The 14275-nt window shown below is 71.0% G+C and carries 12 protein-coding genes, 1 other RNA gene and 2 pseudogenes; 3 read left to right on the forward strand and 12 right to left on the reverse strand.

Annotated elements, in window-relative coordinates:
* The first annotated feature begins 6 nt into the window (after positions 1–6).
* Entirely contained in the window at positions 7–801 is a 795-nt protein-coding gene (locus ABZ340_RS07660) for a hypothetical protein (RefSeq protein ID WP_358780833.1), read from the forward strand.
* Here ABZ340_RS07660 and ABZ340_RS07665 read toward each other — a convergent pair.
* The 12 genes and pseudogenes from ABZ340_RS07665 to ABZ340_RS07720 all read right to left on the reverse strand — a co-directional run bounded on the left by ABZ340_RS07665 (position 766) and on the right by ABZ340_RS07720 (position 12732).
* Positions 766–1896 carry a hypothetical protein gene (locus ABZ340_RS07665; RefSeq protein WP_358780834.1) on the reverse strand — a complete coding sequence of 377 codons (1131 nt, stop codon included), beginning with the start codon at positions 1894–1896 and terminating at the stop codon, positions 766–768. The genes ABZ340_RS07660 and ABZ340_RS07665 overlap by 36 nt on opposite strands.
* A 573-nt stretch (positions 1897–2469) precedes the next feature.
* The gene (locus ABZ340_RS07670; protein WP_358780835.1) at positions 2470–3018 is read right to left on the reverse strand and encodes a non-canonical purine NTP pyrophosphatase; all 549 of its coding nucleotides are present in this window, start codon (positions 3016–3018) and stop codon (positions 2470–2472) included.
* Between the two features lie 5 nt (positions 3019–3023).
* Positions 3024–4277, reverse strand: a complete 1254-nt coding sequence (locus ABZ340_RS07675; protein WP_358780836.1) for an ATP-grasp domain-containing protein — start codon at positions 4275–4277, stop codon at positions 3024–3026.
* A 40-nt stretch (positions 4278–4317) separates the two neighbouring features.
* On the reverse strand, positions 4318–5568 hold the full coding sequence (locus ABZ340_RS07680) for an MFS transporter (RefSeq protein ID WP_358780837.1): 1251 nt from the start codon (positions 5566–5568) through the stop codon (positions 4318–4320).
* A gap of 33 nt (positions 5569–5601) precedes the next feature.
* On the reverse strand, positions 5602–6534 hold the full coding sequence (locus ABZ340_RS07685) for an iron-sulfur cluster-binding domain-containing protein (RefSeq protein WP_358780838.1): 933 nt from the start codon (positions 6532–6534) through the stop codon (positions 5602–5604).
* The gene (locus tag ABZ340_RS07690) at positions 6531–7532 is read right to left on the reverse strand and encodes a diiron oxygenase (RefSeq protein ID WP_358780839.1); all 1002 of its coding nucleotides are present in this window, start codon (positions 7530–7532) and stop codon (positions 6531–6533) included. The genes ABZ340_RS07685 and ABZ340_RS07690 overlap by 4 nt, the downstream gene beginning before the upstream one ends.
* A 281-nt stretch (positions 7533–7813) precedes the next feature.
* Positions 7814–8842 carry a helix-turn-helix domain-containing protein gene (locus tag ABZ340_RS07695; RefSeq protein ID WP_358780840.1) on the reverse strand — a complete coding sequence of 343 codons (1029 nt, stop codon included), beginning with the start codon at positions 8840–8842 and terminating at the stop codon, positions 7814–7816.
* Positions 8772–10034 (reverse strand): beta-ketoacyl-[acyl-carrier-protein] synthase family protein, encoded by a 1263-nt coding sequence (locus ABZ340_RS07700; protein ID WP_358780841.1) that lies wholly within the window; start codon positions 10032–10034, stop codon positions 8772–8774. Before ABZ340_RS07700 ends, ABZ340_RS07695 begins: the two co-directional genes overlap by 71 nt.
* Before the next feature lie 338 nt (positions 10035–10372).
* Positions 10373–10775: RNase P RNA component class A (gene rnpB, locus ABZ340_RS07705), an RNA gene on the reverse strand.
* 94 nt (positions 10776–10869) lie between these two features.
* Positions 10870–11409: pseudogene (locus ABZ340_RS07710) on the reverse strand (EamA family transporter); the annotation flags it as partial.
* A 21-nt stretch (positions 11410–11430) separates the two neighbouring features.
* Positions 11431–12125 (reverse strand): annotated as a pseudogene (locus tag ABZ340_RS07715) (AraC family transcriptional regulator).
* A 28-nt stretch (positions 12126–12153) separates the two neighbouring features.
* A complete protein-coding gene (locus tag ABZ340_RS07720; RefSeq protein WP_358780842.1) occupies positions 12154–12732 on the reverse strand; it encodes a Uma2 family endonuclease in 579 nt (192 codons plus the stop codon).
* A gap of 166 nt (positions 12733–12898) precedes the next feature.
* Between ABZ340_RS07720 and ABZ340_RS07725 the strand changes: the two genes are divergently transcribed.
* Together ABZ340_RS07725 and ABZ340_RS07730 are read left to right on the forward strand one after the other, a co-directional pair.
* Entirely contained in the window at positions 12899–13678 is a 780-nt protein-coding gene (locus ABZ340_RS07725; protein ID WP_358780843.1) for a MerR family transcriptional regulator, read from the forward strand.
* Positions 13675–14256: a hypothetical protein gene (locus ABZ340_RS07730; protein WP_358780844.1), complete on the forward strand. Its 582-nt coding sequence runs from the start codon at positions 13675–13677 to the stop codon at positions 14254–14256. The genes ABZ340_RS07725 and ABZ340_RS07730 overlap by 4 nt, the downstream gene beginning before the upstream one ends.
* Positions 14257–14275 lie beyond the last annotated feature (19 nt).

The raw sequence follows: 14275 nt of genomic DNA on the forward strand, positions 1-14275 counted from the left end.
GCACGCATGCGCGCAGAGCTGGAGTACGCCGTAGACACCTTCGGGTGCAAGCGGGAAGAAGGCGGCACAGAGGTGTGGGGCTGGGACGGGCGATCCCTGTCTGCCCCGGTCACAGCGGAGGGCCGTCAGTGCTGGATTCGAGTAGCAGGTCAGCTCCGAGGCAAGGTGACCTCCGGGGCATACAACGGCCCCGAGGCCGCCGCGTGGCACATCCCCGCCAAGGTGCCAAGGCCACAGTTCATCGGGATGCACCGCTGGGAACGCGGAGGGTTTTCGTACTACGCGGATCTGCACACCCATCTGCTCGGCCGGCCTCTCTCGGCGACCGCGCTACCCCCCGATGATCTGCGGCTCTCCGATCACTGGTGGGACCAACTGGCGGGTGCCCTTGCCGCCATCTCCCGTGTGTCGAGCTCGCGCGTTGCGGTTCGCGCCGAACGGCTGACCTGGGCCATGCCGAGGTTCCTCGGCCATGGCGCCCCGACGGAACCGCCGAGCTGGACCACCGCACACGGGGATATCCAGTGGTCCAACCTCGCCGGCCCGGAACTGGAGATCATCGACTGGGAGCGCTGGGGGTGTGCCCCCGAGGGGTACGACGTGGCGGTTCTGTACGTGTCGAGCCTGGCGGCCCCCGACGTGGCAGCCCAGGTTCGGGACCGATTCAGCGATGTGCTGGACTCGCCAGCAGGCCGCTTCTCCCAGCTCTACGCCGCGAGCGAGTTCATCCAGGGCTTCGAGCGGGGAAACAATCTGCGGCTCGAATCACCGCTTCGGGCCCTCGTCGCCAGCCTCCTGTGACGGCAGAGACGCTCCGGTCACGCTGCCCTCCGCAGCCGACCGGGGCAGCTCGCCGAGCGCAGTGTCCGAGGCGCTCGAAGCTGTCTCCGCAGGCGTGTTCGCGGCTTCCTGGACCTCGCTCACGGCCTTGTGACCCTCCCCCTGGGGTGCGCTGTCCGAAGCGGCGATGACAGTCTCCACGACTTCACCGATGGCGACACGGGGAACGTCCGTGACGCCTTCGCATGCGGCGGGCTCGGACTCGGCCAAGACCTCGTTGGTTACCGGGTTGGTAACCGTGACCGTGACGATGGGCTCGGAAGCAGAAGCGGACTCCGAATCAGCGTCGGAGACCGGGGCAACGACCTGAGCGGTGACTTCCACGTGCGGAGAGAGGCGGGAAGCCGCGGTGAGGGAAACTGTGCCGGCCTCCGGGTCATGGTCGATGTCGACCACGGGCTCGAAGCCCGGCCCGGCAAGCTCGCGCATGAAGCTCTGGAACGGCAAGACGTTCTGGATCACGTCTCGCACTCCTTCGGGCAGCAGTTCCAGGGCGTGGTGAAGAGCGTCGTCGTCGCCTTCGTCCGCCCCTTCCTCGTGGGCCGAGTCGATTTCGTTCTCAAGCGGCGCGAGGATGCGGTAGGTCTCGTGGCTGACTGGCGCCTCGTCACCGTCCGTCTTCTTCGCCAACCTGGCTCCGGGAGCTGCGGCGGTCTCCTTCAGCGTCGCCTCCTGCCCGGTCTCCTCGTCCGCTCCCTCTTCGATCTCGCCTTCCCGTTCGACCGTCGCGGACGCCTGGTTGGGCCCGTAGGCCAGCGCGTACGCCTGTTCCTCGCTCATCCCCCGACGGGTGGCCTCCTTGATCAGCGCATGCCTCTGCTCCTCGGTCATCGGGACGCCCGCAACGCCACCGTGTCCGTCGAAGAAGGACACGACATACCCGTCCTGCGGCTCGTTCGTGTAGATCGCAGTACGCGCCCCCTCGGCCTGCTGGCCACCCTCGTGCTCGGCGCTGCCGATCTGCGGGTCCGGAGCCACGAGGGCCGGCTCCTTGGGTGCGGCGGCCTGGTGGGTGGCGGCGTAGGTGCCCGAGTAGGCCACCGCCGTGGCAAGCATCCCGTAGCCCAGGATCGCCGTCCTCCTATGCCGCTCGCCTCGCGCGGGCACGGCGAGCAGGCGAGCGGCGGAGTATCGGTGAGTAGGCACGGGAGACCCCCCAGAGGATGTGGAACGACTTGCTCCGCTTAGCTAATCACGGGAACGGTTGTTCGAATTTAAGAAGGATGCCCTAACCATCCTGGGGGTGGAGAGCTAGCACTCCCAGAGGAGTACGAAGGGGTCGTCCGTGCGCTCTGGGGAGGAGCTGGGCGTCACCCTGGACGCTGATTCGCGCCGTTTCCACCGCCACACGATCGCCACACAGCACTGAGAAACACCCGGAAACAGCCACGAAGAGTGAGCAATGGTCACTCGACCCTCAGCAAGAGAAAGGGCCCCTGACCAGGCAAAACGCCAGTTCAGGGGCCCCTCTGCGGCGAGGTGGCAGACGAGTCGAGCTATACGCCGGGTTCTGTTCCCCGGGCGCCTCACGGACCCTGGGCTCCGCCCGGGCCCCGGGCTCCTCGATGCCCCGGGGTCCTCGCGGATTCCGGGAACGGCCCCGTCCCCGCGAAAGCGGTCACGCTCTCCTCACGCGGGCGTCCGCCGCGCGATCCAGTCGCGGGCCGCCAGGAGGGGTTCGCGGCGCATCGTCCAGCGCATCCGCTCCTCGAACGTCATCTCCGCCAGCGTGCGTCCGGTCCCCCGCACCTCGAAGACGGAGGTCCATCCGCCCAGCGAGCCCCGGCCGTCGACCAGCCGCCCCTCCGTACGGCCCTCCCAGATCGCGCACTCGCCGTCCAGCACGACGCCGACCGCGCTCGTGGCGGTCGCCGTCACCGGCTCCCCGCACCGGACGGCGTCCTTGAGGCCCTGGGCGCCCAGGCCGTCCACGAACCACCTGACGAGCGCCCCGGGCAGGCCGTTCCAGCCGTCGACGGCGAGGCCCGTGTCCTCGACGAGGACGGGCACCGGCAGCCCCAGGGCCGCCACCTGCGCCAGCTTGTGCTCCACCACGCACCGCACGTCCACCGACTGCACCTCCAGCAGGTCGGTGCGCAGCACCTCCACCTCGGGGAAGACGTCGCCGACTTCCTCGATCTTGATGGGGTTCCCGCTGGCCAGAAGAATCCCGCCCACGCGGATCAGCCCACCGGACGGACGTCGATGAACGCGCCGCGCCGGTCGAGATCGAGCACGGTCGCCGTGTCCTGGGCGAGGGCTTCGGGATCGGCGTTCGCCAGGACCACGCGCCCGTACGAGGTGATCAGGTCGGTCGTCCTGTCGACGCGGTCGCCCGGGACCTGGTCGCAGGTGTCGTAGAGGTAGCTGTCCAGGTCCCGGCACATCGCGCGGACCCGGTTGGCGGTGACGACACCCGTCACCGGGGCGAAGAGGAAGCACTCCACGACGCCCCGCCGCAGGGACGGCCGGACCTCGGTCCGCCGCAGGAAGTCGTCCGGCGCCACGCGCGAGGCCAGTGCCAGGTCGATCAGGGAATGGGTGGACGACGCGTCGACCAGGCTCGGTCCCTGGCCCCCGTGCATGCGGGCGCCCGTCTCGATGAGCACCGGACCGTCGGCCGTCAGGACGAGTTCGCTGTGGGCGGGCCCGTTGCCGATGCCCAGCGCGGTCAGGGCCTGCTCCACATAGGCGACGATGCCGGGGTGCTCGGCCGGCTCCACCGACGTCATCGCCCGGTAGACGGGATTGCCGTCCACGTTCTCCTTGGTGTACTGGAACATGTCGACGACGAAGTGCGCCCCGTCCAGGGAGACCGAGTCCACCACGAACTCCGGTCCCATGACGCGCTCTTGGACCAGTACGTCCGTGATGGGCCGGCCGGAGAAGTCGGACCGGGCGAAGAGGCGCTCGCAGGCGGCCCGTACCTCTTCCGGGCCCGAGCAGAAGAAGACGCCGTCGGTGGCGAACGACTTCACGGGCTTCACGACGAACTCGCGCAGGCCGCTTCCGGCGCACCAGGCGACGGCGTCCTCGGTGTCCGGCGCCCGGTGCTGGCGGATGTGCCGGATGCCCGCCTCGCGCAGCCGCTCCTGCATCAGGAACTTGTCCCTGCGCACCTGCGACGGTCCCGTGTTCGGGCGCAGTCCCCAGTGGGACGCCAGGGCGTCGTACGCCTCCACGCCCGGCTCGGACCCGCAGATGACGGCGTCGGGCCGCCCTCCGCAGAGGGACTCGACCCGCCGGGCCGTCTCCTCGGCGGTGGTGAAGCGGACCTCCCCGATGAAGTCGTCCGGCGCGTAGTGCGCGGTGAGGGCGGCCGGCAGCGAGTCCGACGTCACCACGGCCACGGAACGCATGCCGTGGAGTTCCTTCGCGCGCCGCGCGAACACCGTGCCGCTGGAGAACGGGTCCACCACCACGAGTATCCCGGTCATCGTCTTTCCTCCTCCGTCGCGCGCACTCGCGGTCGCGAGATCACGCATGTTCGAGAACCACCTTGTCGCCGCTCTTTTCCGCGCCCGCGCCTGCATCCGGGGGCGGGGGCGCGGCCTCCGCGTCCCGCACGAGGGTCACCGCGAGCGCCCCGGCCAGGGCGCATCCGCCCGACACCCACAGCGCGGCCCGCCAGTCGCCCTGGTTCAGCAGGTTTCCGTAGACGGCCGCGGCGACGGCTCCGCCCAGGTAGAACGAGGACTGCCGGAGACTGATCGAGACCAGTCGCCGCGCCGGCGCGAAGCCCGACATCGCCACCGTGTCCAGCAGCGGCATGAGGCAGTAGTTGGCCAGCAGCCGCACCATGTAGAAGACGGTGAACACCGCCAGCGGGACGGTCAGGGACTGCACGAGCAGGCTGACGCAGGCGAGCACCCCGAAGAAGGCCGCGCTCGGCCGCAGGGAGAAGCGCCGGACCAGCAGGGGTGCGGAGACCGCGCCGATCACGCTGATGATCTTGTCGCCGCCCAGGATCAGCGAGACCTCGCCGACCGGGAGGTCGTAGATCTGGGCGAACAGGACGTTGGCGAACCTGAAGACCAGGGCGATCGACGCCCCCAGGCACCCCGCCGCCACGAACAGGACCACGAAGTTGCGCCGTTCACCGGGCGGACGGCTCGCCGCGTCCGTTCCGGCCGCGGCGGCGCGCGGCGCCTGCCGGGCCGACGCCACCCGCGCGGCGACCAGCAGGCAGCCCGACAGGAAGGACAGGAGCAGGAAGAACTGGTACTTCCTCAGGTCGCTGGTGTCGAGCAGCCCGCCGAGCAGGGAGACCAGCGTGGAGCCCACCGCGCCGGCGCCCAGGTAGCAGATGAAGAACCCGCTGAACAGGCGGGTGCGGGCCGCTGGGGAGACATGCGCTCCGGCGATCGAGTTGCCGACCGAGAGCTGCCCCAGCATGCCGGCGAGGTTCACGCTCAGGAAGGCGGACGCCGCCGGGACCGAGGTCACGAAGGGCATGGCGGCGAACGGGCAGGCGAAGAGAACGGACGCGCCGACGAGGATCGCCCGTTGCGACACGACCCGGCCGAGGAGCAGCAGCGGGACGACGGCGACCGCCATGACCCCGGTGGCGACGGCGTAGATCACGCCCGCCGAAGCCTCGTCGATGCCGCGCTCGGCGAGGTAGAAGTTGAACACCACGTCGAAGATGGTGTTGGACAGCCCCATGAAGAACGACGAGGCGAGATAGAACAGGACGGGCCGCGGCACCGCCGAGAGCTTGCTGAGCAAGAGATGTACGTCCTCTGTAGGGTGTCGCGGGCGTCAGACGTCGAGTACCAGCCGCGTGCCGATCGACTTGCTGACACACGCGATCATGTAGTCGGACTCGGCTTTTTCCTGCTCGGTGAGCACGTCGTCCCGGTGGTCGATCCGGCCCGAGCGGACCTCGATCTCGCAGGTCCCGCAGATTCCCTGGCGGCACGACGACGGGACGGACACGCCGTTGCGCCTCAGTTCGTCGAGCAGCGGGCGGTTCTGCGCGGCCTGGAACGAGACGCCGCTCTTGACGCACTGCACCTCGACCGTGGCGGGCACGTCGCCGGCCGCCGCCGGGACCGGCCCGTCGGCGATCAGCTCCCGCCGGCCGGGCGCCCCGTCGGCGGCGTCGCGCACGGCCGCGACCATGGCCTGCGGTCCGCATACGCCGACGGCGCCGCCGGCGGGTATCCGGGCCACGACGTCCGCCCAGTCCGGGCGCCCCTGGGCCGCGGTGTCGTGGACGGTGACAACGCCGCCCTGTTCCCGCGCCAGTTCCCGGATCGTCGCGAGGAACGGGAACTCCTCCGTGCCCCGGTCGACGTAGAGCAGGTGCCAGTTCCGCAGCCGCCCGCCGGCCAGGACGGCGAGGACCGGGTTGATCCCCACCCCGCCGGCCAGGAAGTGCGTGAAGGGCACGGGGGTGTCGGCGGTGAAACGCCCGGCGGGTGCCGTGACGCCGACGGCCGCCCCGACGTGCAGACGCGCCGCGAGCGGACCGCGCCGGTCGTCCCGCCGCCGCTCGCGGACCGCCAGCCGGTAGCCCTCGTCGTCGGCCGCGACGACCGTGAGGGTCTTCAGCCGGGGGCCGACGCGGAGCGTGACGTGCTGCCCGGGCACGGCGGCCGGCAGGCGCGGGGCCCCGGGAGCGTGGGTGAGTTGGTACTGGGTGACGGTCGGCGTCAGCGCGCGGGCCGCCTGGACCACGGCCTTGTTCATGCGATCAGCCCCGATTCCTGGAACGCCTCGCGCGTCGCGGCGTGCTCCAGGGCGCCGGCCTCGACGAAGTACTGCAGCGTGGGTGCGGCACCGCGGCGCACGTCGGCGACGATCGTGTCGCGCGCGTAGACGTCGCTCATGATCTGTTCCACCTCGTGGCCGGCCAGGCCCGCCGCCCGCAGGCCCAGCGCCGTGCTCGCGTAGTCCGGTTCGAGGAACGCGAAGATCAGCTGCGGGATGTAGGGGCCCGCCAGTTCGCGTTCCTTCCGCGTCATCGCGGGCCACAGGTGGCGCAGCAGTGTGGAGAAGTAGGTGTGGTGCTTGGCCTCGTCGACCGCGTGGTCGGCCACCATGTCGCGCACTCCTCCGGGGAGCCGCTCGTCCTGCGGGAGTTCGTCGAGGACGGAGGAGATGAGGGTCTCGCTCACGATGGCGAACAGCATCTCGTCCAGCCCCCGGATCTCCTGCGGCAGGTCCTCGTGGATCCGCGCCAGTACGCCGGTGAAGGTCGGCGCGTCCGGGAGGACGGGGGTGATCCTGGTACGGCCGCGCACCTCGCGCATGAGCTCGTAGGTGAACTGCGCGTGCCATGCCTCGTCGGTGGAGATCTTGAAGGCGTCCCGGAGCATTCCCTCGGGCAGGTCCAGTCCGGACATGCCCCGGCTGATGTGCCCGGTCACCGGGATCACCGCGCTCTGTTCGAGATCGATGGTGAATTTCAGGTACTCGTAGAGCCGGTGGACCAGCACGGCTTCACGGATGTGCGGTTCGGCCTTCTCCAGGATCGGATGCGACAGAGCGGGAACGAGTTCGGGAGTGAAGAACAGTTCCCCGTCGGCGCCCAGTTCTCGCACCGGGCTGTTCCGGACGGTGGCCACCCGCTCCCAGTTGCGGAAGCGGCTGCGGTAGTCCGCTTCCACCAGCGCCTGGTCGAGGCGATTCTGGTGTCGACGGGCGAGAACGGTCTGGTGAGCCGTACTCGCGAATTTCAGCGCCATTTTTTGAACCCATGTGTCCGAGGAATACACGGCCGGACTTCCGACCGCCGCGCCGATGGCGGGCCGGTCGAAACGGCCCAGGCAAGACGTGGATATTTCCAGCGGCCCCGGAAACTGTCAAGCGGCAGATATTTGCCGCACAAAAAAGAGTCCGACCGGCAGATGTCTGCCGGTCGGACTCTTTAATACGTGGCTCGCCGTCCGGCAAGAATTTGCCGGACGGCCTGTTGTTAGACTGACGCGGAACGCGGCCGGGCGCATCACGCACCGGGCCGGCCTTCTCATTCCTTCTCGGCGGCCTTCTCCGCAGCCTTCTCCACGGCCTCTTCTGCGGCCTTCTCGGCGGGCAGCAGCACGACGAAGCGGAACCCGTCGTGATAGGCGGGGAGCAGTACCTCGGAGGTGACCGTGATGTCCTCGGACGACACCGCGGGGATGCGCAGCCGGAAGGGGTGCCCCTGCCGGTAGGCGACCACACGGGAGTCCTTTTCCCACAGGGCCCGGCACTCGGGGTCGGCCAGCACGTCGGACAGCAGGTGTTCCAGCTCGGCGTCACCGGGGTTGTTGACCATGGAGAACCGCAGTTGTGCCAGGTAGACGCGGGCGTTGTCCCGCCAGTCGACGAGCTGTTGCCGCGCCTGCGGGTCTCCCAGGGTCCAGCGCAGCAGGTTCGCCGAGGGCCGCAGGACCCAGGGGAACCAGGCGGCCATGACACTGTTGTAGCCGATGACGTTCCATCTGCGGTCGGTGAGGTAGGCCGGATGCCGGCTCTGCGCCGCGAACAGCTCCCTGAACAGCGCGGTCGCCCCGTCCAGCCCTTCCTGTTCGGAAGGGGTGAACCTGACCGCGCCGAGGGTGCGGGCGTAGAGGGCCAGGCGCTCGTCCAGGCCGAGCTCCAGCGCGTCCGCCAGCCGGGTCAGCGTTTCCGGCGGAAGTGAGACGGGCTCGTCGTTTTCGAGGCCGCGGTACCAGCGTTCGCTGACGCCCATCCGGTGGGCGACTTCCTTCTGCGGCAGGGCTCTGCCTCGCCGCAGCCGCTCACCGGCCTCTTGCCGCCATCCCCGCAAAAGGGCCGACAGCTTCATGGAGTCCGACGTCACTTCATGATGCGGGCCGGCATCGATGTCGGTATCCACCGGGAAAACCAACCTCCGCGTGCATTTCTCACGCCGACGCGGTCTCCCCCACCAGCGCATATTCCGAAAATTCATTTTACACGCCGGCGGGAACGCGCGGCGGTCACTCGCCCGGCGGCTGCGGCCTGCGCCGCAAGGCGAGTACGGCATTGTGCCCGCCGAACCCGAATGCATTGCTCAGCACGACGTCCCCGTGCGCGGGCAGCGGACGCGCACGCCCCGTGACCAGGTCCAGGTCGACGGCGTCGTCCTGTTCGTCGCAGCCGATCGTGGGCGGGATCAGGCCGTGGTGGAGGGTGAGCGCGGCGGCGACCGCCGAGACGCCGCCCGCGGCGCCCTGAAGGTGCCCGAGGTTCCCCTTGACCGCCGTGACGGGAACGGCCACACGGCCCGTCGCGTCACCGAGAACGGCGCTCAGGGCCCTCGCCTCCGCCAGGTCGCCCTCGACGGTGGCCGTGGCGTGCGCGCTCACGTGGACGACGTCGGCCGCCCGCGCGCCGGCGTCGGCCAGGGCCCGCCGCAGCGCCAGGACGATGCCGTTCCCCGAGGGGTCGGGAGCGGCGAGGTGATGGGCGTCCGCGGAGAGCCCCGACCCGGCGGCCTCGCAGTAGATCCGGGCGCCGCGGGCACGCGCGTGCTCCTCGGCCTCCAGGACGAGGAGACCGGCGCCCTCTCCGTGCACGAAACCGTCCCGGTCCCTGGCGAAGGGCCGGGACGCGCGGTGCGGTTCGTCGTTGCGGGCGGACAGGGCCCGCATGGCGCTGAAGGAGGCCATCACGGCGGGCGTCACGACGGCCTCGGCCCCGCCGGCCAGGACGATGTCGACGTGGCCGCGCCGGATGCGCTCGACGGCGCTGCCGATGGCCTCGGTTCCGGAGGCGCAGGCGCTGACGACGGTGCGCGCCTCGCCGGTGACGGTGAGGTCGATCGATATCTGGGACGCCGGCTGGGACGGCACGGTCATCGGGGCGGTCAGCGGGGAGACACCGCGCACGCCCTTGTCCCTCAGCCGGCGGTCCCCCTCGACGAGGACGGGAGCGCCGCCGATGATGGTCCCGACCGACACCCCGACGCGCTGCGGATCGATCCCGCTGGCCACGGTCCCCCCGCTGTCGAACCCCGCGTCCCGCCACGCCTCCCGGGCGGCGAGCACGGCGAACTGCGCGGCGCGGCTCATACGGCGGGCCCGGGGGCGGGTCAGGAGCTCGGCGGGATCCGTTTCGACGGTGGCCGCGATCCGCACCGGCTGTCCGGCGAATTCGGCGTCGTGGAGCCCCCGGACGCCGCACCGCCCGGCCAGCAGGCCCTGCCACAGCCCGGGAACGTCGGCACCGAGCGGTGTGATCGCCCCCAGCCCGGTCACCACGACTTTACGGTCCGACACACACTGCAAGTCGGCAACTGCTTTCTGGAGATCGGCGATCCGTGTCGCCGCTTGAACGAAGTGCAACCGACGCTTATGCACCTCCAGTGGCTGGCCGGGGAGCCGTACGTCTCCACCCGATGCACACTGAATTCATGATCGCGTCACGAGGATGCTAACAATCCCCCCGTTGCCCACCGGCGTTTCCCTACGTGATCACCGGCAACTGTATTCATGATCACATTCCATGCCCGGCGCGGTGAGCGAGCGCCACGGACCGGCCGCGAAAGGGGAGTTGCGCGCGAAGAGGTCCCCTTGGTCCGGGGGGAGTGGAGAGGGGGCAGACGAGTCGGGCTGTACGCCGGGTTCTGTTCCGGCGGGTCCTCGCGGGCCCGCCGGCGACGGCCATCCATCTAGGACCGGCGTTGCCGCCGGCCTCGTGCGGTCTACCCGCGGACTCGGGCGGGCAGCCCTCGAACGTCCGCGCAGAAACACCGGGGTGTTTCCTTTTGACCTTGCTCCGGGTGGGGTTTACCTAGCTGCCCAGGTCACCCTGGGCACTGGTGGTCTCTTACACCACCGTTTCACCCTTACCGAGGACCGAGGTCCCCGGCGGTCTGCTTTCTGTGGCACTGTCCCGCGGGTCACCCCGGGTGGCCGTTAGCCACCACCCTGCCCTGTGGAGCCCGGACGTTCCTCGGGAAGCCCCCTAGGGGGACTCCACGCGGCCGTCCGCCCGGCTCGTCTGCCGTGCCGACCATGGTACCCGGCGGACCTCCCGCCTCGGACCGGCGGCGGCCGTCGCGAGGACCGAGCCCGCCAGGATCAGGGCGAAGGCGGCGCCGATGGCGAGGGTCAGGTCCTCGCCGAGGAAGAGGGCGCCCGCGGCGACGGCGACCGCCGGGTTGACGTAGGTGATGACGCCGGCGCGGGTCGGGCCGATCTCCTTGATCAGCTCCAGGAAGGCCACGAACGCCATCGCGGTGCAGACGACGCCCAGGCCGGCGAGGGCGGCCAGGACCTCGCCCGGAGGGAGGGCGGAGGGGCGGGCCAGGAGGACCCCGACGGCGGGGACGCCCGCGATGAGCAGGCCGGCGGTGGAGCTGGACAGGTGGCGTTCGGCGTCGGTGAGGGTCCACCAGGGGCCGATGATCTCGATGACCGCGAAGGCCAGCATGGGCTTCCGGTGCGCCCGGACGGTGCGGGCGAGGCCACCCCGGCGGAGGGCGAAGGGGAGCAGGAGGGCCGCGCCGAGCGCGCACCGGGTGAACACGACCACGGACGGGGACAGGTCGTCCACCGCCCCCTTGATCATCAGACAGGGGATGCCCCCGACCACTCCCATCAGGGAGAACAGAGCCCAGCCGCGTGCAGTCATGGCGGCAGTCCGGCGCCGCCCTCACCCGCGGTCTTGAACGCTGTTGCGGTACGCCGCCGGGGTCACCCCCAGCACCCGGCGGAACCAGCGCGTCAGGTGCGCCTGGTCGGCGAAGCCCACCAGGGCCGCCGCCTCGGCGGGGCGCAGACCGGCGTCCAGCAGGGCACGGGCCCGGGGTGACCCGGTGCTGGGCGAGCCAGGCGTACGGCGGTGTCCCCATCGCCGTACGGAAGGCGCGCAGGAGCTGGTAGCGGGACAGGCCGAGGTCGGTGGCGAGCGCGGCGAGGGAGGGCGGGCCGGTGAGTTCGTCGGCGAGGCGGTCGCGTACGGCGCGGGCGACGCGGTGGGCGCCGGGCACGGTGTCGGCGGCGGCGCGGGCGGTGGAGTGGCGGCGGGCCAGGGCCGTGAGCAGCCAGGGCAGGCGGGACTCGGCCTCCAGGGGGTCCGGGTGGCGGGCGAGGTCGGTGTGGGCGGCGCGCAGGGCGCGGGCGAGCTCCGGGTCGTCCAGGACGGGCTCGGGGAAGTGCGGGAGGGCGGCGAGGGTGCCGTCGGCGGTGAACTCGGCGTGGGCGTGGGGGGCGTAGACGTGGCGGTCGGTGGGGGCACTTCCCGCGCGAGCGAAGCCGAGCGTGGGGGAGGGCGGTGAGGAGGCCGACGGGCGGGCCGTCGTGGCCGAGGCGGGCTCGGGTCCGCCTCGTCTGTTCCTGTGTGCGCACCGGCCTTCCCCCCTTCACCGACAGGGGATCAGAGGAAGTCCGCGGTGTCCAGGTCGAAGGCGAAGGGCTCCGGGAGGGTGAGCGGTTTGCCGAGGGGGCGGGTGCAGTGTTCCCGGTAGTCGTCCTTCTCCGGGGTGCTGAACAGCGTGATCGAGGACTCGTCGCGGTCGATGAGGAGGTGGAGGGGGATGCCGCCGCGGGCGTAGCAACGGCGTTTGGCCTCCCGGTCGGCCTGGGGCCTGCTGGACGTCACCTCCAGGACCAGGGCGACGCCGTCACAGGGCATCCAGGGATCGGCGCCTCGGTAGAGGCGCAGCTCGGCGGGGGCGAAGGTACCGTCGGGGATCACACGGTCCTTCGGGCAGTGGAGTCCGCCCTTGAGCTTCAGGCCCTTGTTGCCGGAGAAATCCATATCGGTCCGGGAACGCCTGATCACTTGCTTCATGATCAGATTGATGTAGTCCTCGTGATCTCCATCGGGCGGTGGCGTCACGACGATCTCCCCCTCGATCAGCTCGGCCCGGAAACCCTCCGGGGCGTCCAGGGCGAGAAAGCCCTCCAGCAGGACCTCTTCCTGCGTGAACGGCTCGTGGGCCATGGCAGTCATGTCACGCCCCTCCTTCGGTCGCTCGCCAGACTGGGACATCGGCTGATCACCTGTCCGAGAGATCGGAAACCGTTCCCTCGATCGTGGCACAGAGCGCATACCGGCGTCAGGCGGCGAGCCGTCCGCCCCTTGACCTTGCCGCGACGTCAACGTCTGTACTGGGGGCATGCGGATCGGAGAACTCGCCGGCGCCGTCGGCGTCACCACGCGGACCGTGCGGCACTACCACCATCTCGGCCTGCTGCCCGAACCGGAGCGGCGGCCCAACGGCTACCGGCACTACACGCTCCGGCACGCCGTCGTCCTCGCCCGCATCCGCCGGCTGACCGAGCTGGGGCTGGGCCTGGCCGAGGTGCGGGACGTGCTCGCGGACGACGCCGGGAAGGACCTGGAGGAGGTGCTCACCGAGCTGGACGAGGACCTCGCCCGGCAGGAGGAGGCCCTCCGCGCGCGGCGGGCCCGGCTGCGCGCGCTGCTGGAGACGGAGGGCGGGCTGCCCGCCGAGGGGCCCGTCTCGCCGGAGCTGGCCGCGCTCTTCGCCGGGACGGCCCACCTGCCGGACTCCCCCATGGCGGCCAAGGACCGCGAGATCTTCGCCTTCCTGGAGACCACGGCACCGGAGCAGGCCCGGCAGCGGATGACGTCGGCGCTGGGCGAGGCGCTGGGGAGCCCGGAGGCGGTGGCGCGGGCGGGTGCGGCGTACGCGCTGCTCGACGCGCTCGCGGACGCGGCGCCGGACGACCCGCGCGTCGACGAGGCGGCCCGCGCGCTGGCCGGCTGCGTTCCGCCCGGCCTGCTCCCGGACCCGGTTGCCCTCGACCACGACGACGGCTTCCTGCGCGCCCTGTACGCCGACTTCGCCCCGGCCCAGGCGGAGGCCTTCCGCCGCGCGCTGGAGATGGTGACCCGAGAGACCGGTGACACCGGGGAAGGGGAGGGGGCATGAAGGTGACCCGTGCGCTCGTCCGGCACGAGCTGCGGATGCTGGTGAGTCTCGCGCTGTGGGCGGCGCGGCGCACGCACGGCACCGAGGGCGGGCGGGCGTTCGGCTACACGCGGGGGCAGGGCGCGATGACGTGGGGGCTCGCGTTCGTGTGCGCGCTCGAGACGGTGGGGATGTCCGTGCTGCTGCGGGACCTGCCGGCCGCGCACGCGGTGATGCTGGTCCTGGACGTGTACACCCTGCTCTTCGTCGTCGGCCTGCACGCGGCGTCCGTGGTCCGTCCGCACGTGCTCGGCTCCGGCACCCTGCGGATCCGTCAGGGCCTCCATACGGACCTGCGCGTCCCGCTGGAGCGGATCGCCTCCGTCCGCCGGGAGCTGCGGACCACGCACCGGGAGGCCGACGGCGAGCTCGACCTGGTCGTGGGTTCCCAGACCTCCGTCACGCTGGAACTCACCGAGCCCGTCACCCACGTGTCCCTCTTCGGGCGCCGCCGGCCGGTGCGGACCGTCCGTTTCCACGCCGACGACGCCGACGGCCTGGTCCGCGCCCTCGCCGTGGAGACCGGCACCCACCGGTGAGCGCCCCGTACGCTGGCAC

The organism is Streptomyces sp. NPDC006134 (genome assembly GCF_040628835.1).
Lineage (GTDB): Bacteria > Actinomycetota > Actinomycetes > Streptomycetales > Streptomycetaceae > Streptomyces.

Bases quoted from the DNA above. Each gene is read 5' to 3' on its own strand.
- ABZ340_RS07665 (WP_358780834.1), bottom strand. From the start codon at position 1,896: ATGCTTGCCACGGCGGTGGCCTACTCGGGCACCTACGCCGCCACCCAC.
- ABZ340_RS07675 (WP_358780836.1), bottom strand. From the start codon at position 4,277: ATGACCGGGATACTCGTGGTGGTGGACCCGTTCTCCAGCGGCACGGTG.
- ABZ340_RS07725 (WP_358780843.1), top strand. From the start codon at position 12,899: ATGCGGATCGGAGAACTCGCCGGCGCCGTCGGCGTCACCACGCGGACC.
- ABZ340_RS07695 (WP_358780840.1), bottom strand. From the start codon at position 8,842: ATGCATTCGGGTTCGGCGGGCACAATGCCGTACTCGCCTTGCGGCGCA.
- ABZ340_RS07685 (WP_358780838.1), bottom strand. From the start codon at position 6,534: ATGAACAAGGCCGTGGTCCAGGCGGCCCGCGCGCTGACGCCGACCGTC.
- ABZ340_RS07730 (WP_358780844.1), top strand. From the start codon at position 13,675: ATGAAGGTGACCCGTGCGCTCGTCCGGCACGAGCTGCGGATGCTGGTG.
- ABZ340_RS07690 (WP_358780839.1), bottom strand. From the start codon at position 7,532: ATGGCGCTGAAATTCGCGAGTACGGCTCACCAGACCGTTCTCGCCCGT.
- ABZ340_RS07720 (WP_358780842.1), bottom strand. From the start codon at position 12,732: ATGACTGCCATGGCCCACGAGCCGTTCACGCAGGAAGAGGTCCTGCTG.
- ABZ340_RS07660 (WP_358780833.1), top strand. From the start codon at position 7: ATGCGCGCAGAGCTGGAGTACGCCGTAGACACCTTCGGGTGCAAGCGG.